This is a genomic window from Streptomyces sp. NPDC059861 (assembly GCF_042731435.1).
Classification (GTDB): Bacteria; Actinomycetota; Actinomycetes; order Streptomycetales; family Streptomycetaceae; genus Streptomyces.
Genome location: NZ_JBHWJQ010000002.1, coordinates 140417 through 165045, shown reverse-complemented (window position 1 = coordinate 165045; position 24629 = coordinate 140417). Strand labels below are relative to the sequence as shown.

The 24629-nt window shown below is 70.6% G+C and carries 22 protein-coding genes and 2 tRNA genes; 16 read left to right on the top strand and 8 right to left on the bottom strand.

The genetic code is table 11. The features are described 5' to 3' along the window. Window positions 1-5: 5 nt before the first annotated feature. The 4 genes from ACFV6X_RS02845 to ACFV6X_RS02830 all read left to right on the top strand — a co-directional run bounded on the left by ACFV6X_RS02845 (window position 6) and on the right by ACFV6X_RS02830 (window position 5417). On the top strand, window positions 6-2966 hold the full coding sequence (locus tag ACFV6X_RS02845; RefSeq protein ID WP_385376893.1) for a UPF0182 family protein: 2961 nt from the start codon (window positions 6-8) through the stop codon (window positions 2964-2966). 44 nt (window positions 2967-3010) lie between these two features. After that, a tRNA-Met gene (locus ACFV6X_RS02840) sits at window positions 3011-3084 on the top strand. A 225-nt stretch (window positions 3085-3309) separates the two neighbouring features. Continuing rightward, window positions 3310-5256: a tetratricopeptide repeat protein gene (locus ACFV6X_RS02835; protein WP_385376638.1), complete on the top strand. Its 1947-nt coding sequence runs from the start codon at window positions 3310-3312 to the stop codon at window positions 5254-5256. Between the two features lie 87 nt (window positions 5257-5343). Beyond that, a tRNA-Met gene (locus tag ACFV6X_RS02830) sits at window positions 5344-5417 on the top strand. Between the two features lie 141 nt (window positions 5418-5558). On the opposite strand, the gene ACFV6X_RS02825 is transcribed toward ACFV6X_RS02830, so the two are convergent. Continuing rightward, window positions 5559-5975, bottom strand: a complete 417-nt coding sequence (locus ACFV6X_RS02825) for a Fur family transcriptional regulator (protein ID WP_385376635.1) — start codon at window positions 5973-5975, stop codon at window positions 5559-5561. A 162-nt stretch (window positions 5976-6137) separates the two neighbouring features. Between ACFV6X_RS02825 and ACFV6X_RS02820 the strand changes: the two genes are divergently transcribed. Beyond that, window positions 6138-7592, top strand: a complete 1455-nt coding sequence (locus ACFV6X_RS02820; protein ID WP_385376632.1) for a catalase — start codon at window positions 6138-6140, stop codon at window positions 7590-7592. Between the two features lie 98 nt (window positions 7593-7690). Here the strand turns inward: ACFV6X_RS02820 and ACFV6X_RS02815 are convergent, their stop codons facing one another. Continuing rightward, window positions 7691-8083 carry a cyclic nucleotide-binding/CBS domain-containing protein gene (locus ACFV6X_RS02815; RefSeq protein ID WP_385376629.1) on the bottom strand — a complete coding sequence of 131 codons (393 nt, stop codon included), beginning with the start codon at window positions 8081-8083 and terminating at the stop codon, window positions 7691-7693. 111 nt (window positions 8084-8194) lie between these two features. Then, window positions 8195-8995 carry a histidinol-phosphatase gene (gene hisN, locus ACFV6X_RS02810; RefSeq protein WP_365456543.1) on the bottom strand — a complete coding sequence of 267 codons (801 nt, stop codon included), beginning with the start codon at window positions 8993-8995 and terminating at the stop codon, window positions 8195-8197. 252 nt (window positions 8996-9247) lie between these two features. Between hisN and ACFV6X_RS02805 the strand changes: the two genes are divergently transcribed. Then, the gene (locus tag ACFV6X_RS02805) at window positions 9248-9853 is read left to right on the top strand and encodes a TetR/AcrR family transcriptional regulator (RefSeq protein ID WP_385376625.1); all 606 of its coding nucleotides are present in this window, start codon (window positions 9248-9250) and stop codon (window positions 9851-9853) included. 74 nt (window positions 9854-9927) lie between these two features. Here the strand turns inward: ACFV6X_RS02805 and ACFV6X_RS02800 are convergent, their stop codons facing one another. From ACFV6X_RS02800 to ACFV6X_RS02785, 4 genes are all read right to left on the bottom strand, one after another. Beyond that, entirely contained in the window at window positions 9928-10251 is a 324-nt protein-coding gene (locus ACFV6X_RS02800) for a multidrug efflux SMR transporter (protein WP_365456537.1), read from the bottom strand. A gap of 137 nt (window positions 10252-10388) precedes the next feature. After that, complete coding sequence (gene rsgA, locus ACFV6X_RS02795) at window positions 10389-11399, bottom strand: ribosome small subunit-dependent GTPase A (RefSeq protein WP_385376621.1); 1011 nt, start codon at window positions 11397-11399, stop codon at window positions 10389-10391. A 10-nt stretch (window positions 11400-11409) separates the two neighbouring features. Beyond that, window positions 11410-12726, bottom strand: a complete 1317-nt coding sequence (gene aroA / locus ACFV6X_RS02790; protein ID WP_385376618.1) for a 3-phosphoshikimate 1-carboxyvinyltransferase — start codon at window positions 12724-12726, stop codon at window positions 11410-11412. A gap of 86 nt (window positions 12727-12812) precedes the next feature. After that, entirely contained in the window at window positions 12813-13526 is a 714-nt protein-coding gene (locus ACFV6X_RS02785; RefSeq protein ID WP_385376615.1) for a M50 family metallopeptidase, read from the bottom strand. A 102-nt stretch (window positions 13527-13628) separates the two neighbouring features. On the opposite strand from ACFV6X_RS02785, the gene ACFV6X_RS02780 reads away from it, so the two are divergent. The 10 genes from ACFV6X_RS02780 to ACFV6X_RS02735 all read left to right on the top strand — a co-directional run bounded on the left by ACFV6X_RS02780 (window position 13629) and on the right by ACFV6X_RS02735 (window position 23619). Beyond that, entirely contained in the window at window positions 13629-14444 is an 816-nt protein-coding gene (locus tag ACFV6X_RS02780) for an SOS response-associated peptidase (RefSeq protein ID WP_385376613.1), read from the top strand. A 1-nt stretch (window position 14445) separates the two neighbouring features. Beyond that, on the top strand, window positions 14446-15087 hold the full coding sequence (locus ACFV6X_RS02775; RefSeq protein WP_385376610.1) for an alpha/beta family hydrolase: 642 nt from the start codon (window positions 14446-14448) through the stop codon (window positions 15085-15087). Between the two features lie 256 nt (window positions 15088-15343). After that, the gene (gene sigR, locus ACFV6X_RS02770) at window positions 15344-16027 is read left to right on the top strand and encodes an RNA polymerase sigma factor SigR (protein ID WP_365458151.1); all 684 of its coding nucleotides are present in this window, start codon (window positions 15344-15346) and stop codon (window positions 16025-16027) included. Next, window positions 16024-16326 carry a mycothiol system anti-sigma-R factor gene (gene rsrA / locus ACFV6X_RS02765; RefSeq protein ID WP_365458154.1) on the top strand — a complete coding sequence of 101 codons (303 nt, stop codon included), beginning with the start codon at window positions 16024-16026 and terminating at the stop codon, window positions 16324-16326. Before sigR ends, rsrA begins: the two co-directional genes overlap by 4 nt. 142 nt (window positions 16327-16468) lie before the next feature. Further along, window positions 16469-17779 (top strand): HD-GYP domain-containing protein, encoded by a 1311-nt coding sequence (locus ACFV6X_RS02760; RefSeq protein WP_385376606.1) that lies wholly within the window; start codon window positions 16469-16471, stop codon window positions 17777-17779. Beyond that, window positions 17776-19014 (top strand): HD-GYP domain-containing protein, encoded by a 1239-nt coding sequence (locus tag ACFV6X_RS02755; protein ID WP_385376603.1) that lies wholly within the window; start codon window positions 17776-17778, stop codon window positions 19012-19014. Before ACFV6X_RS02760 ends, ACFV6X_RS02755 begins: the two co-directional genes overlap by 4 nt. Before the next feature lie 105 nt (window positions 19015-19119). Then, window positions 19120-20100, top strand: coding sequence for a hypothetical protein (locus ACFV6X_RS02750; protein ID WP_365458163.1), 981 nt, complete (start codon window positions 19120-19122; stop codon window positions 20098-20100). Between the two features lie 126 nt (window positions 20101-20226). Further along, window positions 20227-20877 carry a peptide deformylase gene (def, locus tag ACFV6X_RS02745; protein WP_385376599.1) on the top strand — a complete coding sequence of 217 codons (651 nt, stop codon included), beginning with the start codon at window positions 20227-20229 and terminating at the stop codon, window positions 20875-20877. Window positions 20878-21157: 280 nt separating this feature from the next. Beyond that, window positions 21158-22243, top strand: a complete 1086-nt coding sequence (gene cyc1 / locus ACFV6X_RS02740; RefSeq protein ID WP_385376596.1) for an epi-isozizaene synthase — start codon at window positions 21158-21160, stop codon at window positions 22241-22243. Next, window positions 22240-23619, top strand: coding sequence for a cytochrome P450 (locus ACFV6X_RS02735; protein WP_385376593.1), 1380 nt, complete (start codon window positions 22240-22242; stop codon window positions 23617-23619). Before cyc1 ends, ACFV6X_RS02735 begins: the two co-directional genes overlap by 4 nt. 15 nt (window positions 23620-23634) lie before the next feature. Here ACFV6X_RS02735 and ACFV6X_RS02730 read toward each other — a convergent pair whose 3' ends face one another. Continuing rightward, complete coding sequence (locus ACFV6X_RS02730; protein WP_385376590.1) at window positions 23635-24597, bottom strand: GlxA family transcriptional regulator; 963 nt, start codon at window positions 24595-24597, stop codon at window positions 23635-23637. Window positions 24598-24629: the final 32 nt, after the last annotated feature.

Below are 24629 nucleotides of genomic sequence, written 5' to 3'. Positions count from 1 at the left end.
TCCAGATGCCGGACCGCGGCGGAGGCCCGACGGGGCCACGGATCAGAGTGGGCCGCCCGTCCCGGCGTGTCCGGACCCTGCTCATGACACTGGGTGTCCTTGCCGTGCTCGGCATGGCGTTCACCATGTTCGCGGGCTTCTGGACGGACTGGCTCTGGTACCGGTCGGTGAATTACTCGTCCGTCTTCACCACCACTCTGCTGACCAAGATCGGGCTCTTCTTCGTCTTCGGCCTGCTGATGGCCGTCGCCGTCGGGTTCAACATCTGGCTGGCCCACCGGCTGCGCCCGCCGCTGAGCGCGATGTCGATGGAGCAGCAGAGCCTCGACCGCTACCGGATGGGCATCGCGCCGTACAAGAAGTGGCTGCTGTTCGCGATCACCGCCCTGGTGGGCCTGATCGCGGGCGCCTCCGCCTCCGGCCAGTGGCGCACCTGGCTGATGTGGGTCAACGGCGTGCCGTTCGGGCAGAAGGACCCGCAGTTCCATCTGGACGTCGCGTTCTACGCGTTCGACCTGCCCTGGTACCGGTTCATGCTCGGCTTCGGATTTGCCGCCGCGATCCTTTCCCTGATCGCCGCCGCGCTCACGCACTACCTGTACGGCGGGCTGCGCGTCACGAGCCCGGGCGCGCGCGCCACGGCCGCCGCGACCGGACATCTGTCGGTGCTCATCGGGATCTTCGTCGCGCTGAAGGCGGTCGCCTACTGGCTCGACCGTTACGGCCTGGCGGTGAAGTCCAGCGACTTCAAGGCGACGGACAACTGGACGGGCCTGCGGTACGTCGACGCCAACGCCTACCTGCCGGCCAAGACGATCCTGTTCTGCATCGCCGTCATCTGCGCCCTGCTGTTCTTCGCCACGATCTGGCGGCGCACCTGGCAGCTGCCGCTGATCGGCTTCGGCCTGATGGTGCTGTCGGCGATCCTGATCGGCGGGCTGTACCCGGCGATCGTGCAGAAGTTCCAGGTCCAGCCGAACGAGCAGGCCAAGGAAGCCCCGTACGTCGAGAAGAATCTCGCGGCCACGCGTGAGGCGTACGGCATCGACGGCACGCAGGTCACCGAGTACTCGGGCACGGCCAACACCAAGGACACCACCAAGCTGCGGGACGACGTCGACTCCACGGCGAGCATCCGCATCATGGACCCGAACATCATCTCGCCGACCTTCCAGCAGCTCCAGCAGATGCGGAAGTACTACGCCTTCCCGACAAACCTGGACGTCGACCGCTACGGCGCGGACGGCAAGGAGCAGGACACGGTCATCGGTCTGCGCGAGCTGAACTACGCGGGCATCGACAAGAAGAACTGGATCAACAACCACTTCCGCTACACCCACGGCTACGGCGCGGTCGCCGCGAAGGGCACCTCCGTGGACTCCGAGGGCCGCCCGGTCTTCACCGAGTCCGACCTGCCGTCCAAGGGCCAGCTCGGCTCGTACGAGCAGCGGATCTACTACGGCGAGAAGACCAACACCTACTCGATCGTCGGCGGTCCCCAGAAGGAGATCGACTACTCCGACGACAGCGGTGAGAAGACCTACAGCTACGAGGGCAAGAGCGGCGTCAACCTCGAGAACCCGATAAACCGGGCCGCCTACGCCGTCGCCCTCAACGAGCCGCAGATCCTCTACTCGGGCGCGATCGGCGACGGTTCGCGGATCCTGTACAACCGCACGCCGAAGCAGCGCGTCGAGGCGGTCGCCCCGTGGCTGACCATCGACGGCGACGCCTACCCGGCGGTCGTCAACAACCAGATCCAGTGGATCGTCGACGCGTACACGACCACGAACGGATACCCGTACGCCTCGCGTACGACCCTCGGTGACACCACCGCCGACTCGCTGACCGCGACCAACGACCAGCGCGCGGTGGTGGCTCAGCAGAACCAGGTCAACTACATCCGCAACTCGGTGAAGGCGACCGTCGACGCGTACACCGGTGAGGTCAAGCTCTACCAGTGGGACACGCAGGACCCGGTCCTGAAGACCTGGATGAAGGCGTTCCCCGGCACGGTCGAGCCCAAGAGCGAGATCTCGGGCGACCTGATGGACCATCTCCGGTACCCGCAGGACCTGTTCAAGGTCCAGCGTGAGCTGCTGACCCGATACCACGTGAAGGACGCCGACACCTTCCTCAGCGGCAGCGAGGTGTGGCAGGTGCCGGACGAGCCGACCAACAAGTCGGGCGACGCGGTGCCGCCGTACTACCTCAGCATGCGGATGCCCGACCAGACGGATCAGGCGTTCTCGCTGACGACGACGTTCACGCCCAACGGCCGGGACAACCTCAGCGCGTTCATGGCGGTCGACGCCGAGGCGGGCAAGAGCGACTACGGCAAGATCAGGATCCTGAAACTGCCGACGAGTACGACGGTCAACGGACCCAAGCAGGTCCAGAGCCAGTTCAACTCCGAACAGGACATCGCCGAATCCATCCGGCTGCTGAGAGGCGGCGACTCGGAGGTGGAGTACGGCAACCTGCTGACGGTGCCGCTGGACGGCGGACTGCTGTACGTGGAGCCGGTGTACGTCCGTGGTGGCGGACTCCAGTACCCGCTGCTGCGCAAGGTGCTGGTCAGCTACGGCGGCAACACCGCGTTCGAGGACACCCTCGACGAGGCCCTCAACAAGGTGTTCGGGGCGCAGGGTTCGACCCCGCCGCCGGATGAGGGCACCGGCGACGGCCCCACCACGCCACCGCCGCCGACGAGCGACAACCCGACGGTCCAGGAGGCGCTCAACGACGCCCAGAAGGCCTTCGAGACCGGCCAGGAGGCGCTCAAGAACGGCGACTGGGAGGCGTACGGCCGGGCCCAGGAGGACCTGGAGGCGGCGCTGCGGCGGGCCGAGGAGGCCCAGTCGCGGGCCGGCGGCACCGGCGGAGGCTCCGGCGGTGGCGGCGGTGGCGGCGGCGCCACCAGCAGTCCGAGTCCGAGTCCGAGCGGCAGTCCACAGAGCGGTTGATCGAAAAGCTCCTCCCGCGTCGTGATACGGTTGCAGAACAACGGCGCGGGGTGGAGCAGCTCGGTAGCTCGCTGGGCTCATAACCCAGAGGTCGCAGGTTCAAATCCTGTCCCCGCTACTGAAGTCGACGTGACGTCGGCCAAGGCGAAGGCCCGGATCCTCTAAGGATCCGGGCCTTCGTGGTGTGCGAACGCATGTGCCGACATGCGATATCGCCGTGCCGCCGTGGGGAGTTGAGGGATCTGTGTTTGACTTGTCTCTCTGTGGGCATGTCGACAAAACGCTGAAGTGACCTCACTGGCTGCGGTATACGAGGTGTACCCAGGTTGCAGGTGGTGCGACGATGGACGTTATGGGGGACAAGGCAACTCTGTTCGAGACAGGGCGATTTGTGCAGCCTGCCGGCCAGGAGGAAACCCGGGACGAAACGGGCGAGGCGGTCGAGGAGGCGCGTCAGCGGCTCGCCGCCGAGGCCGGTGACGTCGAGGCGATGAGCGTCCTCGGGGCCATGCTGCTGCGCCGTGGCGATCTCGACGGAGCCGAACCCCACCTGCGCGCCGCGACAGCCGAGGGCGACCGCGCCGCCGCGAACAATCTGGGCGTTCTGCTGCATCAGCGGGGGTACGCCGACGAGGCCGCCGGATGGTGGCGGATCGCCGCCGTAGCGGGCAGCGCGGCCGCCGCGCACGCGCTCGGGCGGCATCACCGGGAGCGGGGCGACGAGCCGGCCGCCGAGTACTGGCTGCGGCAGTCCGCCGAGCAGGGGCACGTCCTCGGGGCGTACGCCCTGGCCGATCTGCTGGAGCACCGGGGGGACGGGGGCGCCGAGCAGTGGATGCGGGTCGCGGCCGAGCGAGGGCACCGGGAGGCGGCGTACCGGCTGGCTCGCACGCTTGATCGCCGAGGAGTGCGCGAGGGCGGGGCCCGGGCTGACAACGGTGTCGTGATCACGGGCGGGTCCGGCGGCAAGGGCGGCGGCGCGGCCGCCACCGGGGCTGCTCCGGTCGCTTCGGGTGCCGCTTCGCACGCTTCTGCGGCTCCGTCCTCGGGGGCTCCCAGGGATGCCTCCACGGGTGTTTCTCCGGAGGCGGAGGCCGAGCAGTGGTACCGGCAGGCCGCCGCGCGCGGCCATCGGCGGGCCGCGCTCCATCTCGGGGCGATCCTCGAGAAGCGCGGGGAGCTGAAGGAGGCCGGGCGCTGGTATCTGACGTCCGCCAAGGACGGGGAGCCGCGGGCCGCCTGCGCGCTCGGGTTCCTGCTGCGGGACGCCGGGGACGAGGAGAGCGCCGCCGTGTGGTGGCTGCGGGCCGCACAGGACGGCGACGGCAACGCGGCCAACGCGCTGGGCGCGCTGCACGCCGAGCGGGGCGAGACCCAGACCGCCGAGCGGTGGTACCGGGCCGCCCTGGACGCCGGCGACGTCAACGGGGCCTACAACCTCGGGCTGCTCTGCGCCGAGCAGCGGCGGATCGCGCAGGCCGAGCAGTGGTACCGACGTGCGGCGTACGCCGGGCACCGGGAGGCGGCGAACGCGCTGGCGATCCTGCTGCTCCAGGGGGGCGACGAGAGCGGGGCGGAGCCCTGGTTCTCCAAGGCCGCCGAGGTGGGGAGTGTCGACGCCGCCTTCAACCTGGGGATCCTGCACGCCAAGCGGGGCGAGGACGCGGCCGCGCTGCGGTGGTACGAGCGGGCGGCGGCCGCCGGGCACGTCGAGGCGGCCTTGCAGGTCGGGATGGCACGGCTGCGGGACGGGGACGAGCGCGAGGCGGAGCGGCACCTGCGGTGCGCGGCGGGGGGTGGCAGCGCGGAGGCGGCGTATCGGCTGGCGGCCGTGCTCGACGCCCGGCGGCCACCGGTGTCGCCGCACGAGCTGGGCGAGCCGTCGCACGAGAAGTCCGAGTGCGAGGAGTGGTACGAGCGGGCGGCGACCCAGGGGCATCGGCGGGCGCAGGTGCGGGTCGGGATGCTCGCGGCCGCAAGGGGGGACGTCGTCGAGGCGGCCCGTTGGTACCGGGAGGCGGCCGAGGCGGGATCGCGGAACGGGGCGTTCAATCTGGGGCTACTGCTGGCTCGGGAGGGGAGCGAGCCGGAGGCGGCGGTGTGGTGGACGCGGGCGGCCGACGCGGGGCATGGGCGGGCGGCGTTGCGGCTGGCCCTCGTCTACGCGCGTCGTGGGGAGCTGGCGGAGGGGCAGCGCTGGGCCGACCGTGCGGTGTCGCTCGGGCCGGGTGAGGTTGCCGAGCGGGCGGCGCGGTTGCGGGATGCGCTGCGGGAGGAGCTGTCGGCTTGATGCCGGGCTCGTCGACGGTCCCTTCGCGGGCCGCCGCTAAGTGATTTGCTTCTGCCTGCGTCCTTGACGTAACGTTGCATTCATCGACGCGGGGTGGAGCAGCTCGGTAGCTCGCTGGGCTCATAACCCAGAGGTCGCAGGTTCAAATCCTGTCCCCGCTACTGAAGGCCAAGGGCCGGAGTCCAGTCACTGGACTCCGGCCCTTGGTGTTTGTGCCGCCGCACGGTCCCAGACAGAGGAAAAGCCCCCGGCGACCGATCGGCGCCGGGGGCTGCTCAGCAGGCAGAGAAACAGCTGCGGGCTTACGCCGCCGCACAGTTCGGGCACACTCCGCGGTACGTGACCTCGACGTCCGAGACCGTGAAGCCGAAGCGCTCCGAGTCGGGGAGGTCGGCCAGCGGGTTGCCCGTGGGGTGGACGTCGCGGATCGCGCCGCACTGGGCGCAGACCAGGTGGTGGTGCGGCTGGCGTGCGTTCGGGTCGTAGCGCTTGGCGCGCTTGTCCGTGCTGACCTCGAGCACCTCACCGAGGGAGACCAGCTCGCCCAGCGTGTTGTAGACGGTCGCCCGGGAGATCTCGGGCAGCTTGGTGACAGCCCTGGCGTGCACCTCGTCGGCCGTCATATGGACGTGTTCGCCGTCGAGGACCTCGGCCACGACGCGCCGCTGCGCGGTCATCCGCCATCCGCGTCCGCGCAGCCGTTCCAGAAGGTCACTCATGACAACCACCCTAGCAGCAAGGGGAATAAATTCCGAACAGGTGTGACTTTGGAGCGGTACTTGACTTAGACAAAGTCCATTGTAGGATCGAGTTCGGCTCTGGCTGAAGGACAGGGAATCGGCCACGGGCAGGAAGACGCAAGGATGACGCAGGAGGCGCACGTGACCCAGGGACCGCTCACGACGGAGGCCGGTGCTCCGGTGGCCGACAACCAGAACAGCGAGACCGCGGGCGCGGGCGGCCCGGTCCTCGTCCAGGACCAGCTGCTGCTGGAGAAGCTGGCCCACTTCAACCGTGAGCGCATCCCGGAGCGTGTCGTGCACGCCCGTGGCGCCGGTGCCTACGGCACGTTCACGGTGACCGCCGACGTGACCCCGTACACGCGGGCCAAGTTCCTCTCGCAGGCCGGCAAGCAGACCGAGGTCTTCCTGCGCTTCTCGACGGTGGCCGGGAACCTGGGCGCTGCGGACGCCGTCCGGGACCCGCGTGGCTTCTCGCTGAAGTTCTACACCGAGGAGGGCAACTACGACCTCGTCGGCAACAACACCCCGGTCTTCTTCGTCCGGGACGCCATCAAGTTCCCGGACTTCATCCACACCCAGAAGCGCGACCCGTACACCGGCTCGCAGGAGGCGGACAACGTCTGGGACTTCTGGAGCCTGTCTCCCGAGTCCACGCACCAGGTGACCTGGCTGTTCGGCGACCGCGGCATCCCCGCCTCGTACCGTCACATGGACGGCTTCGGCTCGCACACGTTCCAGTGGAACAACGAGGCCGGCGAGATCTTCTGGGTCAAGTACCACTTCAAGACCGACCAGGGGATCAAGAACCTCACCGCCGAGGAGGCCGAGGTCCTCGCGGGCAAGGACCCCGACTCGCACCAGCGCGACCTGCGCGAGTCCATCGAGCGGGGCGAGTACCCGTCCTGGACCGTGGGCGTGCAGATCATGCCGGCGGCCGACGCGGCGACGTACCGCTTCAACCCGTTCGACCTGACCAAGGTGTGGCCGCACGCCGACTACCCGGTCGTCGAGATCGGCAAGCTGGAGCTCAACCGCAACCCGCAGAACGTCTTCGCCGAGGTCGAGCAGTCGATCTTCAGCCCCGCCCACTTCGTGCCGGGCATCGGCCCCTCCCCGGACAAGATGCTCCAGGGCCGCCTCTTCGCGTACGGCGACGCCCACCGCTACCGCGTCGGCATCAACGCCGACCACCTGCCGGTGAACCGCCCGCACGCCAGCGAGGCGCGCACCAACTCCCGGGACGGCTTCCTGTACGACGGCCGCCACGGCGGTGCGAAGAACTACGAGCCGAACAGCTTCGGGGGTCCGGCCCAGACCGGGCGTGCGCTGTGGCAGCCGTTCGACGGCTTCACCGGCGGCACCGGCAACCACCCGACGCCGGTGCACACCGAGGACGACGACTTCGTCCAGGCGGGCAACCTCTACCGGCTGATGTCGGCGGACGAGCAGGAGCGTCTGATCGGCAACCTGGCCCGCGCCGTCTCGGGCGTCTCGCGCGACGACATCGCCGCCCGCGCGATCGACAACTTCCGCCAGGCGGACGCCGACTTCGGCAAGCGGCTGGAGGCCGCGGTCCAGGCCCTGCGCGGCTGACACAACCAGCACTGGACCGCTTGCCGAGAAGAACGGGCCGGATCTCCCGTGGGGGGAGATCCGGCCCGTTCGTGCGCCCTAGGTCTGCGCTTCTGTGCTCAGGCGGGCACCTGCTGCCTTACCGGTGCCCAGCAGCGGATGATGTCGCGGACCGAGACGATGCCGGTGGGTTCGCCGCCGTCCAGGACGATGAGGTGCCGGAAGCCGCCGTGCGCCATGGCGCGGGCCGCCTCCTCCAAGGTCCACGAGGGGGCCGCGAACACCACGTCGGTGGTCGTGTGGTCGTGGGCCTGTTCGGTGTCGGGGTTCTGGCCGAGGCCTACGGAGTTCAGGATGTCGCGCTCGGTGAGGATGCCGATGCCGCCGGCGTCGGGGTCGTGGACGACGGCCGCACCGACTCTGCGGGCGGACATCAGCGCGGCGGCCTGGCGCAAGGTGTGGGTGGGGCCGATGGTGAGGACGACTGTGCTCATGGCGTCACGTACGAGCATGGATGGAGCCACCTCCTGGAGTGTCCCCGCCCCTTTGTTCATCGTTTCACAAATTCACAAGTGGGGGGGCCTTCAGAGTGGCAGGTGAAGCACCGGTCAACAAGTAGGCGTTCAGTACCGCTGGTTGAGGTAGCCCAGCAGTTCGTCGTGCAGCACGCCGTTCGACGCGGCGGCGTTGCCGCTGTGCGGGCCGGGGCGGCCGTCCAGGCCGGTGAAGGTGCCGCCCGCCTCGGTGACGATGATCGCGTTGGCCGCCATGTCCCACAGTGACAGTTCCGGCTCCGCGCACATGTCGACGGACCCCTCCGCGACCATCATGTACGGCCAGAAGTCGCCGTACGCGCGCGTGCGCCACACCTCGCGGCCGAGGTCAAGGAAGCCGCCCAGGCGACCCTGCTCCTCCCACCCGGAGAGGGAGGAGTACGCGAAGGAGGCGTCCGAGAGCTTGGAGACGCGGGAGACCTGGAGCCGGCTCGCGGAGGTGAGGCTGCGGCCGCTGAAGGCGCCGTTGCCCTTCGCGGCCCACCACCGGCGGCCCAGGGCGGGGGCGGAGACAAGACCGACGACGGGCTGGTAGCCGCCCTCCGCGGCCTCCATCAGGGAGATCAGGGTCGCCCAGACGGGGACCCCGCGCACGTAGTTCTTGGTGCCGTCGATGGGATCGATGACCCAGCGGCGGGGGCCCGTGCCCTCGACGCCGTACTCCTCGCCGAGGATCGCGTCCCGTGGGCGGGCGCGGTGGAGGTGGCCCCGGATGAGCTCCTCGGCGGCCCGGTCGGCCTCGGAGACCGGCGTCATGTCGGGCTTGGTTTCGACCTTGAGGTCGAGGGCCTTGAAGCGGTCCATCGTCGCGGCGTCGGCGGCGTCCGCGAGGACGTGGGTCAGACGCAGGTCGTCGAGATAGTCGGGCATGTGAGGAACCGTATCTGTCATGGTCCGTACGGAGCTACAGGGGGCCACGGTGGCGAGTTGCGGCATTCGGCGGGGCGCTCGGCGGGGGCGCGCACTCCGGCGCGAGGTCTCCACCAGGGCATGTCCGCGCGCCGCGTACGCCGGCGGACGTGGCCCGTTCGGCTCCCCACCCCGACGACCTGCGCGAACCCTTGACAGTGCTCGCGTACGCGTCAAATCTGGGCGCAGAGTCCGTCCCCCAGGGAGGCGCCGATGCCTGCTGCCCGGGAATCTCTGCTGGACGCCGCCTACACGGCGCTCGCGCGGCGGCCGTGGGCCGCGGTGCGGATGGTGGACGTGGCAGCGGCGGCCGGGGTGTCCCGGCAGACGTTGTACAACGAGTTCGGCAGCAAGGAGGGACTGGCCAGAGCCCTGGTGCGCCGGGAGGCCGACGGCTATCTCGCCGGCGTCGAACGGGCCCTTGTCACGCACGGCGACGCCCGCGACCGTTTGACGGCGACCGCCGAGTGGACCACCTCGGCCGCGCGCGACAACACGCTCGTCCGCGCCCTGCTCACCGGCTGCTGGAGCGAGCAGCTGCCCTCGCCCACGCTGTCGGCGGTGCCGTCCTCCTCCGCGGTCCCGGCGCAACGGCGGGCGGACGGGCCCCTGCCCTCGCCCGGCGACTTCGTGGCGCTGGTCCGCGACCGTGCCGTGACGGTGCTCGGCGGACCCGGCGTGCCCCAGGCGGACGGCGCCGACCTGGCCCGCTCCTGCGAGCTGGTCGTCCGACTCGCGCTGTCCTGCGTGGCCGCGCCGCCCGGCGAGGGCGGCGTCGTGGACCTGGTGCGCGGCGCACTCCACCGCCAGCCGGTGTGAGCCCCCGCTCCCGGCCACGCCTCGCCCCAGGGCCTCAGTGCACCTCGATGCACGTCACCGCACGTCACCGCACCTCAGTGCGCCGAGCCGGACAGCTGGAGACCGATGACGCCGATGATGACCAGGCTGATCGAGACGATCTTCAGCGTGGAGACGAGATCGCCCAGGAAGATCATGCCGTAGATGGCCGTCCCCGCCGCGCCGATGCCGGTCCACACCGCGTAGGCGGGACCCACGTCGAGTTTGCGCAGCGCGAGCGTCAGCAGACCGAAGCTGCCGAGCGCGAAGACGGCGAACGCGATGGTCGGCCAGAGTCTGGTGAAGCCGTGCGACAGCTTCAGGCAGACCGCGAAGCCGGTCTCGAGCAACCCGGCCACGATGACCAGCAGCCACGCCATGTGCTGTCCTCCCCGTTTCTCCACGTGCTGTGACCGCTTGCAGGCGTTTTTCTGGGTTGGCATCCGGCTTTTGCGATTATGCCCTTACCGGAGCCGCGCGCCGACAAACCCCACGTGAAGAGAAACAACGGGAACGGTCAGTCTGCTTCCGGCTGCTCCCGCGTCGCCAGCAACCGCCGCAGCGAGTAGAGCCGGGCGGGGTCGGCGTGCCCGTCGGCCACCCACTGGTCCAGCGCGCAGTCCGGCTCGTCGTGGCTGCACGCGCGCGGGCAGCCCTCCGTGCCCGGCTCCAGGTCGGGGAAGGCGTGGATGACCCGGGACGGGTCGACGTGCGCGAGTCCGAACGACCGTACGCCCGGAGTGTCGATCACCCAGCCGTCCGTGCCGTTCAGTGGCAGGGCGAGCGCCGACGTGGTGGTGTGCCGGCCGCGGCCGGTCACCGCGTTCACATGCCCGGTAGACCGCCGCCGTTTCTCCGGCACCAGTGCGTTGACCAGGGTCGTCTTGCCGACGCCGGAGTGCCCGACGAACGCCGTGACCCTGCCGTCCAGCTGCGCGAACACCCGCTCCGCCGCGTCGCCGCTCTCCAGCTCCTCGCGGCTGGTGACGACGTACGGGATGTCGAGGTCGCCGTACAGCTCCAGGAGCTTGTCGGGCGGGGCCAGGTCCGACTTGGTCAGCACCAGGAGCGGTTCCAGGCCGCCGTCGTACGCCGCCACCAGGCAGCGGTCGATCAGACGCGGGCGGGGCTCCGGGTCGGCGAGGGCGGTGACGATGGCGAGCTGGTCGGCGTTGGCGACGACCACGCGCTCGTACGGGTCGTCGTCGTCCGCGGTGCGGCGCAGCACCGACGTGCGCTCGGCGATGCGCACGATCCGTGCCAGCGTGTCCTTCTTGCCGGAAAGATCGCCGACGAGCGCGACCCGGTCGCCGACCACCGCCGCCTTGCGGCCCAGCTCTCGGGCCTTCATGGCCATGACCACGGTGTCCTCGACCAGACAGGTCAGGCGTCCCCGGTCGACGGTGAGGACCATGCCCTCCGCCGCGTCCTCGTGCTTCGGGCGGATGTGCGTACGCGGTCGGTTGCCCTTGCGGTTGGGGCGGGAGCGGATGTCGTCCTCGTCGGTGTGCTTGCCGTAGCGGCGCATGGCGTGACCCCTATGCCCCGAGCATCCCGGTCCACAGGTCGGGGAAGTCCGGGAGGGTCTTCGCCGTCGTCGCCACGTTCTCGATCTGCACGCCCTCCACCGCCAGCCCGATGATCGCGCCGGCGGTGGCCATGCGGTGGTCCTCGTAGGTGTGGAAGATCCCGCCGTGCAGGCGGCGCGGGCGGATGTGCAGGCCGTCGGCGGTCTCGGTGACGTCACCGCCGAGCTCGTTGATCTCCTTGGTGAGCGCGGCCAGGCGGTCCGTCTCGTGCAGCCGCAGGTGCGCGACGCCGCGCAGCGTGGAGGGGGAGTCCGCGAGGGCGGCGACCGCCGCGACACCGGGGGTCAGTTCACCGACGTCGCCGAGGTCCACGTCGATGCCGTGGATCCCGCCCGATCCGGCGAGGACCAGGCCGAACTCGGTCAGTTCGCAGGAACCGCCCATCTCGGTGAAGATCTCCCGCAGCCGGTCGCCGGGCTGGGTGGTACGGGCGGGCCAGTCCGGGATCAGCACCTTGCCGCCGGTGACCAGGGCCGCCGCGAGGAACGGCTGGGCGTTGGACAGGTCCGGCTCGACCGTCAGGTCCCGGCCGAGCAGGGCACCCGGCGTGACCCGCCAGACGTTCGGCTCGCCGCCCGCCTCCGGGGTGTCGACCTGCGCGCCGACCGCGCGGAGCATGTCGACGGTCATCCGGATGTGCGGCACGGACGGCAGCCTGGAGCCGATGTGGCGGACCTCGACGCCCTGGTTGTAGCGCGGGCCGGAGAGCAGCAGGGCGCTCACGAACTGGGAGGACGAGGAGGCGTCGATCTCGACCGGGCCGCCGTCCAGCGCGCCCCCGCCGTGCACGGTCAGCGGCAGCGCGCCGCGGCCGTCGTCGTCGATCCGGGCGCCGAGCACACGCAGCGCGTCGATGACGCCGTTCAGGGGACGCTCGTACGACCTCGGGTCGCCGTCGAAGCGGATCGGGCCGTCGGCGAGCGCGGCGACCGGCGGCAGGAAGCGCATCACCGTGCCGGCGTTGCCGACGTCGACCGTCGCCGGGCCGCGCAGACCCGCGGGGAGCACCCGCCACGCCTCACCGGTGCCGTCGGGGCCGACGCCCTCCTCGATGCCGACGCCCATCGCCCGCAGGGCACCGGCCATCAGCAGCGTGTCGCGGGAGCGCAGCGGGCGGCGCAGCCAGCCGGGCTCGGAGGCGAGGGCCGCGAGCACCAGGGCGCGGTTGGTGACCGACTTGGATCCGGGCACATGAACCGTCGCGTCGACGGCTCCGCTCGCGTGCGGGGCGGGCCAGAGAGAGGTGTCTGCGGGGTTCTGCGCCATGGGCCCCACTCTAGTGGGCCGCGGTGGATCGGGTGCGGGTGCGTTGTGGCTGGTCGGGCAGTTCCCGGCGCGCCCTCGCGAGCCGCTCACACCTCCAGGAGCCAGCGCCCGCCACCGATCAGCGAGCTCAGCGACACCGCGTGGAAGAAGAACAGCCACAGCCCCGCCGGTACGTGCGTCAGCCGCGACAGCTGGTCCACGTCCGAGTCGCCCGCGCCGCCCCGGCGCCGCTTCGCCTGGAGCTCGAAGGCCGGGCGCACCCCGCCGAGCAGCAGGAACCACACCACCGCGTACGCGAACGCCGCCTGCACCTGGGGCCCGGCCAGCCACGAGACCAGGAGGAACGAGCCGCCGGCCAGGACGACCGTCAGCACGCCGTAGGCGTTGCGGATCATCACCAGCATCGCCACCAGCAGGGCCGTCGCCACCCACAGCAGCAGCGTGATGTGCCCGGAGGCGAGCAGCGCGGCGCCGCCGAGGCCGAGCAACGGGGGAGCGGTGTAGCCGGCGGCGGCCGTGAGGATCATGCCGATGCCGTACGGCTTGCCCCGGCTGACCGTGAGGCCGCTGGTGTCGGAGTGCAGGCGTATGCCGGTCAGGGTGCGGCCGGTGCACAGCGCGATCAGGCCGTGGCCGCCCTCGTGCGCGATCGTGACGGCGTTGCGGGCGAGCCGCCACAGCCCGTGCGGGACGACCACGGCGAGGGCGGCGGCCAGGGTGGCGAGGACGACCCACAGGTCGGGGTCCGGCTGGGAGCCGATGAGTTCGTCCCAGAGAGACGTGGCTGTCGTGCTGTCCATGTTTCCGGGGCGCTCCCTCTGTGCGTCTGACGGGTCGGCGCGCAGCGCCGTCGTTGCGGGGGTGGTGGTCGGGCGACGGGTGGGCCTGGCAGTGTGGCACGTATGTGCGGACGGTATGCAGCCAGTCGTGGGCCCGAGGATCTCGCGGGAATCTTCGAGATCGAGAAGTGGGAGCCGGAGGAGACCCTGGAGCCCGATTTCAACGTGGCGCCGACCAAAGAGGTCTACGCCGTCCTCGACCGCCCTCTGAAAGACGTGGCCGACCCGCGCCCGGTTCGGCAGCTGCGCAAGCTCAAGTGGGGGCTCGTCCCGTCCTGGGCCAGGACGCCCGAGGGCGGCGCCCGCATGATCAACGCGCGCGCCGAGACGGTGCACGAGAAGCCGGCGTACCGCCGTGCCTTCGCCACCCGGCGCTGCATCCTGCCCGCCGACGGCTACTACGAGTGGGTCACCGGTCAGCAGGAGCGGGATCTGGAGGTCGAGGGCAGGAGGAAGCGGCCGCGCAAGCAGCCGTACTTCGTGCTGCCGGCCGACGGCTCGGTGTTCGCGATGGCCGGTCTGTACGAGTTCTGGCGGGACCGGACGCTGCCCGACGACCACCCGCGGGCCTGGTGGGCCACCTGCTCGGTGATCACCACCGAGGCCGAGAGCGACGAGCTGGCGGTGGCCCCCGCCGAGGGTCCGTACGCGCTGGCCGACATCCACCCGCGGATGCCGCTGATGCTCACCGCCGACCGCTGGGACGCCTGGCTCGACCCGTCCCGCACCGACCCCGACGACCTGCGCGACCTGCTCGCCCCGCCCCCGCCCGGCCTGATGCGCGCCTACCCGGTGACCACGGCCGTCTCCAACGTCCGCAACAACGGGCCGGAGCTGCTGAAGGAGCTGGAGGGGCCGGTGGAGGGCACACTCTTCTGATGTGAGTCCAGATGTGACCGACGAGACGGTCGAGACCGAGGCCGGCACCGCCCGCATCACCTGGCACCTGGCGAAGAAGGCCGGGCTAGTCCTGGCCGTCAGCCACGGCGCCGGCGGCGGCATCGAGGCCCGTGACCTCAAAGCCCTGGCGCAGGTCCTGCCCCGGCACGGCGTGACCGTCGCCCGTGTGGAGCAGCCCTGGCGGGTCGCCGGGAAGAAGCTGGCCCCGGCGCCGAAGACGCTGGACACCGGCTGGCGCGGCATCTGGCCCGCACTGGCGGCGCAGGGACGCCCGGTGGTCGCGGGCGGGCGCAGCGCGGGCGCCCGGGTCGCCTGCCGTACGGCGACGGAACTGGGCGCGGCGGCCGTCCTCGCCCTCAGCTTCCCGCTGCACCCGCCGGGCAGGCCGGAGAAGTCCCGCGCCGCGGAACTGCTCCGCGCGGGCGTGCCCACCCTCGTCGTACAGGGCGGGAACGACCCGTTCGGCAGGCCCGAGGAGTTCCCGGACGGTGACTACGCGCTGGTCGAGGTGCCCTACGGCGATCATGGCTTCGCCGTGCCGAAACGGGCGGAGATCGGCCAGGAAGAGGCTGTCGCGATCATCACGGACGCGGTGCTCGGGTGGACCGGGTCATTGGGTTGACCCTCCGGGAATGCCGGGAGCCCGATCACTGTTGAGGCGGATTGAAGTGCTGATGACCAGCACCGACGTCGTAGGAGAGGAAGTCCGCCGCATGGGTTCGACCTTCTGCCCGAGCCGTAGCAGCCGTGCTGACCTGGACTGGACGGTGCTGCATGCGGCCAAGAACGCCCCTGTTCGAGCGGCGGCGGGTGCGGATCGTCGTCTATCCTCCGATTCTGGTGGGACCGGGTTCGGGCCTGCCCAGATTCCCGAGGAGGTGGGTCCGGTCACCGGTAACGACGCAGGGACCGACAACGGCCAGGCGGAGCTGCCCGAGGGCCAGGGCAACAGCGCGGAGACGACCGCGGAGCGCAGTGCGCGCTTCGAGCGGGACGCGCTTGAATACCTCGACCAGATGTACTCGGCGGCGCTGCGCATGACGCGCAACCCCGCCGATGCCGAGGACCTGGTGCAGGAGACGTACGCCAAGGCGTACGCGTCCTTCCACCAGTTCCGCGAGGGCACCAATCTCAAGGCCTGGCTGTATCGGATTCTCACGAACACCTTCATCAACTCGTACCGCAAGAAGCAGCGCGAACCCCAGCGCAGCGCGGCCGAGGAGATCGAGGACTGGCAGCTCGCCCGCGCCGAGTCGCACATGTCGACGGGTCTGCGCTCCGCCGAGTCGCAGGCGCTCGACCACCTGCCCGACTCGGACGTGAAGGCAGCGCTGCAGGCCATCCCCGAGGAATTCCGCATCGCCGTGTATCTCGCGGACGTAGAGGGCTTTGCGTACAAGGAGATCGCGGACATCATGGGGACACCCATCGGTACGGTGATGTCCCGGCTGCACCGGGGCCGCCGTCAGTTGCGCGGCATGCTCGAGGACTACGCCCGTGAGCGTGGGCTGGTCCCGGCCGGCGCCGGAGAGTCGAACGAAGCGAAAGGCTCGGGCTCATGAGCTGCGGAGAGCCGCACGAGACGGACTGCAGTGAGGTCCTCGACCACCTGTACGAGTTCCTCGACAGTGAGATGCCGGACCTCGATCGCGAGAAGTTCCAGCAGCACTTCGAGGAATGCTCGCCGTGCCTGGAGAAGTACGGACTGGAGCAGGCCGTGAAGAAGCTGGTCAAGCGGTGCTGCGGTCATGACGACGTACCGGCCGACCTGCGCGCCAAGGTGATGGGGCGGCTCGACCTGATCCGCTCCGGGCAGGCCGTGCCCGAGCACGACGTGACGGCCGCTCCGCAGGAGTCCTAATCCCGACTGCGTGGCTCCGCAGAGGGTACGAGGCTCTCGTCACCCGAATGCGTTAATTCGCCGGCCTTCGGCCCGCGCCCCCTCCCGACCGCCCTAGGCTCCGAAGCCGGGGACAGGCACGGGACTGGGGAGGGCGTCGTTCATGGAGTCGGTTCCGGCACAGGCACGCGCGTACGTGGCCTGTGCCGTCCTCGGCGCGCTGCTGTGCCTGCTGCCGCTGCCCATGCTGCGCACGCCCTGGTGGGCGATGACACTGCTCGCCGTCCTGTACGCCGGCGGGGAGTGGCTCGCCCGCAGGCGCTTCCCCGGCACCTTCTACCCGGTCCTGCTCGCCGCGGTGTTCCTGCTGCCCCCGCCCGCCGCCGCGCTGGTCGCGCTGCCGGGCGCGCTGCTGGCGCCCGTCGAGCGGCGCCCCGCCGGGCTGCGGCGGATCTGGCGGGCGGCCGAGCTGGTCGTGACCGTGTGGGCGGCCGGGCGGGTGTTCTGGACGCTGGGCGGGCGGGACGCCGTGGTGACGCCGGACGTTGCCCACGCGCTCGGGCCGGCCGCGGCCGCGGTGCTGACCTTCTGCGCGGTGCAGACCCTGCTCGACGGCGGCATCCTCGTCGTCGCGGAGCGCGTACCCGTACGGCGGGCCTGGCGCGGACTGTTCCTGCGGTCACTGGCACCGGTCCTCGTGCACGGGCTCGCCGGGCTGATGATGGCCGTGCTGTGGCGCAGCCCCTACGGACCCGTGGCCGCGTTGCTCGTGCTGCTGCCGATGGGCGTGTCCTGGTGGGCGTTCGTCCAGTACCATCGGGAGCGCGGGGCCCACCAGGCGACCATCCGGGCGCTGGTGCAGGCCGTCGACATCAAGGACGAGTACACGCGCGGGCACAGCGAGCGGGTCGGGCAGGCCTCGATGCTCATCGCGCGTGAGCTGGGCATGGACGACGGGCGCGTCGAGGTGCTCCGCTTCGCCGGGATCCTGCACGACGTGGGGAAGCTGGGGGTGCCCACACGGCTGCTGCGCAAGGACGGGCCGCTCACGCCCGAGGAGCGGCGCGTGATCGAGCTCCATCCGGAGTACGGGCACGAGATGGTGCGGGGGATCGCCTTCCTCGGCGATGCCCGGGCCGCCGTACTGCACCATCACGAACGGCTGGACGGGAGCGGGTATCCCTACGGACTCGTGGGGGCGCAGATCCCCGAGTCCGCGCGGGTGGTCGCGGTGGCCGACGCGTTCGACGCCATGACGTCCACCCGGTCCTACAGCAGGGCCCGGCCGGTCTCCGCGGCCCTGGAGGAGCTGGAGCGGTGCGCGGGGCGGCAGTTCGACCCGATGATGGTCGACGCGCTGGTGCGGGTCGTACGGCGGTCCGGGTGGGACCCGGTCGTCACCGCCCAGGGCGTGCGCTCCCGCCGCGTTCCCCCACCGCACCCGCCGGTCTCCCGGGCAGGGGCGAACCGTTGACCCGCGGCCGGGCCCTCCCCCTGATCCGCGGCTCCGTCGCGCTCCTCGCCTCCGGCTGCCTCGGCGTCACCCTCTGGACCGGCCTCGAACAGCGCGGCATCGCCCTGGCCTTCGGCGCGCTCGTCGCCCTCGGGGAGCTCACCCGCTGGACGGGACCGCGGGCCAGGGAGGCCGCGCCCCTCGGAGCGGCCGGGGCCCTGTCGTACGCGCTGCTGGGGGAGGTCGCCGGGCGGCCCAGCGCGCACGGGGTCGCCCAGGTGGTCAGTGTCGTGCTCGCCGCCTCGCTGGCCGGGTGTGTGCCGAACATCGCGCGGGGCCGCGGGCCCGTGATGGACCATCTGGCCCGGCGGGTGCTCACCGTCGGGTTCGCCGCCGTGTGCTTCCAACCGCTCTACAACCGCGGCACCTTCACGGACTGGAGCGGACCCGCCTACGCGCTGCTGCTCGTCGCGCTGCTCGCCCTCACCGCGCTGTGCGACGCCCTGCTGGCCGCCACGCTGGCGTACTCCCGTACCGGCTGGCCCTTCGGGCCGCTGCTCCGTGACGAGTTGCACCGCATGCTCGGCATCGGGTCGGCCGTCTGCGCGACGGGGGCCGTGATGGCGCTCGCGGTCGCGGTCGTCGGCCTCTGGGCGCTGCCCGTGTTCTGTCTGCCGCTGTTGCTCACGCAGGTGTCCCTGCGCCGCTACGCCGCCGTCCGCAAGACGTACCGGCAGACCATCGCCTCCCTCGCCCGCGCCACCGAGATCGCGGGGTACACCCCGGCCGGGCACGCCCGGCGGGTCGCCGCGCTCAGCCGGGCCGTCGGACGGGACATGGGCTTGACCGGGCCGGAGCTCACCGTGCTGGAGTACGCGGCGCTGATGCACGACATCGGGCAGCTGAGCCTGGTCGACCCGGTGCCGGCCGGCGCCACGGCCGGGCTGCCCGGCGCCGAGCAGCGCCGGATCGCGCTGCTGGGCGGCGCGGTCGTACGGCAGACCGGGGTGGACGCCGAGGTCGCCGTGGTGGTCGAGCGGCAGGCGGATCCGTACCCTGAGCAGCCGCCGGCCGCCCGGATCGTGCGGGCGGTGAACGCGTACGAGGAGAAGGTGCGGGACGCGGGCCCCGGCGGGCCGCTCACCGCGCTGGAGGAGCTTCGGCTCGGGACCGCGGGGGACTACGCTCCCGAGGTCGTCGAGGCGCTGGCCAGGGTGCTGTCGAGGGAGGGTCTGACCCTGCCCTCGGCTGGGTAACCCATGGGTAATGAGCGCCCCTCCAGCCGCACGTGGTTGGATGCGAAGGAGAGGGTGTCCGGGGGCACAGGCCAGCCCACTCCACGGAACTGGCAGGCGGGAATCGTGAGGATCTTCGGCAAGGGACGGCACCGGCCCTCCGCCTCCTGGCGGCAGGCCACCGACCGGGCGTTCACGCTCATCGGGGACGGTCGTTACGAGGACGCGGGCGCGCTGTTGACGCGGGCCGCCGACCTGGAACCCTGGCTGTCGGAGTCCTGGTTCAACCTGGCCCTGCTGCACAAGTTCCGGCACGACTGGGAGCAGGCCCGGGCGGCCGGTCTGCGGGCCGTCGCCCTGCTGGACCGGGAGAGCGGCGCACCCGACTGGTGGAACGTCGGCATCGCCGCGACCGCCCTGCAGGACTGGCCCCTGGCCCGCCGCGCCTGGCAGGCCTACGGGCTGCACGTGCCCGGCGGCGCCACGGACTCCGGCGAGCCCCTCGGCATGGACCTGGGCAGCGCGGCCGTACGCCTGTCGCCCGAGGGCGAGGCCGAGGTGGTGTGGGGGCGGCGGCTGGATCCGGCGCGGATCGAGGTGCTGTCCATTCCGCTGCCGTCGTCGGGGCGGCGCTGGGGCGAGGTCGTCCTGCACGACGGGGTGCCGCACGGCGAGCGGACCACCGCCGCCGGGCACTCGTATCCGGTGTTCGACGAGATCGAGCTGTGGGCGCCCTCGCCCGTGCCCACCTGGGTGGTCCTCCTGGAGGCCGCCACCGAGGCCGACCGGGACGCCCTGGAACAGCTCGCCGCCGACGCCGGGTTCGCCGCGGAGGACTGGTCGTCCTCCGTGCGGCTGCTGTGCCGGCTGTGCTCCGAGTCACGGATGCCGTCGGACGAGGGCGACGGGGAGCATCTCGACCCGCACGACCACAGCGAGCCGGGGCATCCTGGGCCGCTCGGTCATCGCACGGACGGGCAGCTGTGGGTTCCGGAGCGTGAGTGCGGGGTGGCCGCGCCGGCTTCGCTGGTCCGGGGGCTGCTGGACGGGTGGGTCGCGGATTCGCCCGATTCACGGGACTGGCGGGATCTGGAAGAGGTGTGCTGAGGCGGTCGGCCGGTCGCGGACCCCGTCGTGGCTGGTCGCGTACTTCTCCGCGCTCCTGGAGGGCGGGTTCCCCGTACCCTGTATCAGCATCACACCCCTGTTTTTCTAGGAAGGCGTACGTCGGTCATGGCGCAGCAGGACACCGATCAGCAGCACGCGGGAGTGCTCCCCGTCGACGACGAGGGCTTCGTCGTCGACTCGGAGAACTGTGAGGAGCGCGAGCAGGCGTACCGCGACCGCGGCACCTCGCGGCCGATCACCGTGGTCGGCAACCCGGTGCTGCACAAGGAGTGCAAGGACGTCACCGACTTCGGTGAGGAGTTCCAGCAGCTGGTCGCCGACATGTTCGCCAGCCAGCACACCGCCGAGGGCGTGGGCCTGGCGGCCAACCAGATCGGCGTCGACCTGAAGGTGTTCGTCTACGACTGCCCGGACGACGAGGGCGTCCGGCACACCGGCGTGGTCTGCAACCCCAAGCTCGTCGAACTGCCCGCCGAGATGCGCCGGCTGGACGACAGCAACGAGGGCTGCCTGTCGGTGCCGACGGCGTACATGCCGCTGGCCCGCCCGGACTACGCCGAGGTGACCGGCCAGGACGAGCGGGGCAACCCGGTCAAGGTCCGCGGCACCGGGTACTTCGCTCGGTGTTTGCAGCACGAGACCGACCACCTCTACGGCTACCTCTACATCGACCGGCTCTCCAAGCGGGAACGCAAGGACGCGCTGCGGCAGATGGCCGAGAACGAGCCTCGCTACCCCGTGGTCGCGAACGACTGAGACCTCCCCCTTCCTCCACGTACGGCGTCCGATCAGGTTCCCCCGCCTGACCGGACGCCGTTCGTCTGTCCGTCGCACGTTCGATCGACTGTACGTCCTGAGTGATCCAGAACCAGTCAGGCGCCAGGAGAATCTCGGCACTGTCGGGTAGTGAATGAAGCAAATCCGTTCCCAGAACGGTCAGTTGTGGTGCTGAATGGGAAGAGCGGGGTTACGCAACGGCGCACGCCCGGCACAGCGGGAGGGGTGTGCCCAACTGGCGGCTGAGAGGGGTTTGTTCGTGCCTGCTTTCCCACACAGCACCACTGCGACCGCGACCGCGATCGCAGTCCCACCCTCGCTGTCTCTTCCGGTGATCGAGGCGGCGTTTCCCAGGCAATTGCACCCGTATTGGCCCAGGCTCCAGGAGAAGACCCGTACCTGGCTCCTGGAAAAGCGGCTCATGCCGGCGGACAAGATAGAGGAATATGCCGACGGCCTGTGCTACACCGATCTCATGGCGGGGTACTACCTGGGTGCCTCCGAGGACGTCCTCCAGGCGATAGCGGACTACAGCGCGTGGTTCTTCGTCTGGGACGACCGGCACGACCGTGACATCGTCCACCACCGCCCCGTGGCCTGGAGCTGGCTCCGGGTCCGGCTGCACGAGGCGCTCGACTCCCCCGAGGACCACCTGCACCACGAGGATGCGCTGGTGGCGGGGTTCGCGGACAGTGTGCTGCGGTTGTTCTCGTTCCTGCCCCGGACCTGGAACGAGCGGTTCTCCCGGCACTTCCACACGGTGATCGAGGCGTACGACAAGGAATTCCACAACCGAACCGAAGGAATCGTCCCGACGGTCGAGGAATACCTGGCGCTGCGCCGGCTCACCTTCGCTCACTGGATATGGACCGATCTGCTGGAGCCGAGCGCCGGGCAGGAACTTCCGGACGCCGTGCGGAAACACCCGGCCTATCGGCGGGCGGCGCTGCTGAGTCAGGAATTCGCCGCCTGGTACAACGACCTCTGTTCACTGCCCAAGGAACTCGCGGGCGACGAGGTGCACAATCTCGGAATCAGTCTCATCACACATGAGGGACTGAATCTCGAAGAGGCGGTCGTCGAAGTGCGGCGGCGCGTCGAGGAATGCATTGCAGAATTCCTGGTCGTCGAACGGGAAGCCTTACGCTTTGCGGACGCTCTCGCCGACGGCACGGTACGCGGAAAGGAACTGAGCGCTGCCGTGCGCGCCTGCCTCGGGAATATGCGGAACTGGTTCAGTTCCGTCTACTGGTTCCACCACGAGTCCGGCCGCTACATGGTCGACAGCTGGGACGACCGGTCCACGCCCCCGTACGTCAACAACGAAACGGCAGGTGAGAAATGACCGTCGAGTCCGTGCGGCCCGCCACCCCGAACCGGGAGCAGGCGTCGGAGCTGCGTGAGCCGCCCGTCGCGGGCGGCGGTGTCCCCCTTCTGGGCCACGGCTGGAAGCTGGCGCGAGATCCCCTGGCCTTCATGTCCCAGCTGCGTGACCACGGTGACGTGGTCCGGCTGCGGCTCGGCCCCAAGACGGTCTACGCCGTCACCACCCCGGAGCTCACCGGAGCCCTGGCGCTGAGCCCCGACTACAAGATCGACGGGCCCCTGTGGGAGTCCCTGGAGGGCCTGCTCGGCAAGGAGGGCGTGGCCACCGCCAACGGGCCCCGTCACCGGCGGCAACGCCGCACCATCCAGCCCGCGTTCCGGCTCGGCGCGATCCCCGCCTACGGGGCGGTCATGGAGGAGGAGGCGCACGGGCTCACCACCCGCTGGCGGCCCGGTGAGACCGTCGACTGCACCTCCGAGTCCTTCCGGGTCGCGGTGCGCATCGCGGCCCGCTGCCTGCTGCGCGGCGAATACATGGACGAACGCGCGGAGCGGCTGTGCCTCGCGCTCGCCACCGTGTTCCGCGGCATGTACCAGCGGATGGTGATCCCGCTCGGACCGCTGTACCGGCTGCCGCTGCCCGCCAACCGTGAATTCAACCGGGCACTGGCCGATTTGCATCTCCTGGTCGACGAGATCGTGGCCGAACGCCGTGCATCCGGTCAAAAGCCGGACGATTTGCTGACGGCATTGCTGGAGGCGAAGGACGAGAATGGCGAGCCCATCGGGGAACAGGAGATCCACGACCAGGTGGTCGCGATACTCACCCCGGGAAGCGAAACCGTGGCTTCCACGATCATGTGGCTGCTCCAGGTGCTCGCCGAGCATCCGGAACACGCCGACCGGATCCGGGACGAAGTCGAATCCGTGACCGGTGGCCGGCCCGTCGCATTCGAGGACGTCCGGAAGCTCGCGCACACGAACAATGTCGTCGTGGAGGCGATGCGTTTGCGTCCCGCCGTGTGGATACTCACCCGGCGGGCGGTCACCGACACGGAACTCGGCGGCTATCGCATTCCGGCCGGTGCGGACATCATCTACAGTCCGTACGCGGTACAACGCGATGCGCGATCGTACCCGGACAACCTGGAGTTCGACCCCGACCGCTGGCTTCCGGAACGCGTCAAGGACGTGCCGAAATATGCCATGAGTCCGTTCAGTGTGGGCAATCGCAAGTGTCCGAGCGACCACTTCTCGATGGCCCAGCTGACGCTGATCACGGCGGCGGTCGCGACGAAGTACCGCTTCGAGCAGGTGCCGGGGTCCAACGACGCGACCCGGGTCGGCATCACGCTCCGCCCGCAGAAGCTCCTGCTCACGCCCGTGCCGAGGTGAGGGACGCGAGTGCGCTCAGGCGGCCTCCGGGCCCCTGAACGTGCGCCGGTAGGCCTGGGGGGTGGTCCCCAGTGCCCGTACGAACTGGTGGCGCAGCGCGGCCGCGTTGCCGAACCCGGTCCGGCCGGCGATCGCGTCCACCGTCTCGTCCGTCGCTTCCAGCAACCGCTGGGCCAGCAGTACCCGTTGGCGCAGGATCCAGCGGTACGGAGTGGTCCCCGTCTCCTGCTGGAAGCGGCGGGCGAAGGTGCGCGGTGACATCAGGGCGCGGGCGGCGAGCTGCTCGACCGTGACCTCCTGGTCGAGGTTGCGCTCCATCCACACCAGCACCTCGGCGACCGCGTCGCCCTCGGAGCGGGGCAGCGGGCGCTCGATGTACTGGGCCTGCCCGCCGTCCCGGTGCGGCGGCACCACCATCCGCCGGGCGATCTTGTTGGCCACCTCCGGCCCCTGCTCCTTGCGCACGATGTGCAGGCACGCGTCGATGCCCGCGGCCGTACCGGCGGAGGTGATCACCGGGTCCTCGTCGACGTACAGCACGTCCGGCTCGACGACCGCCCGCGGATACTGCCGCTCCAGCTCGTCGGCGTGCCGCCAGTGCACGGCACAGCGGCGTCCGTCAAGCAGCCCGGCGGCGCCGAGCACGAAGACGCCGGAGCACACGCTGAGCACCCGCGCGCCCCGCCCGACCGCCCGGCACAGGGCGTCGAGCAGGTCGGGCGGGAAGGTCCGCGTCTCGTAGCACGAGCCGGCCGGCACGGCGATCAGGTCGGCCGTCTCCAGGCGGTCCAGCCCGTGCTCGACCTGCAGGGAGAAGCCGGCGCTCGACCGAAGCGCCGGTCCCTCGGCGGAGGTGACGGCGAAGTCGTACACCGGCAGGCCGTCGTCGCTCCGGTCGATGCCGAAGACCTCGCAGACCACGCCCAGTTCGAAGGGGTTCACGCCGTCGACGAGGACGGCGGCAACGTTCTGCAGCATGTCCCCAGTCTGCCTCAGCGTTGGCAGTAAAT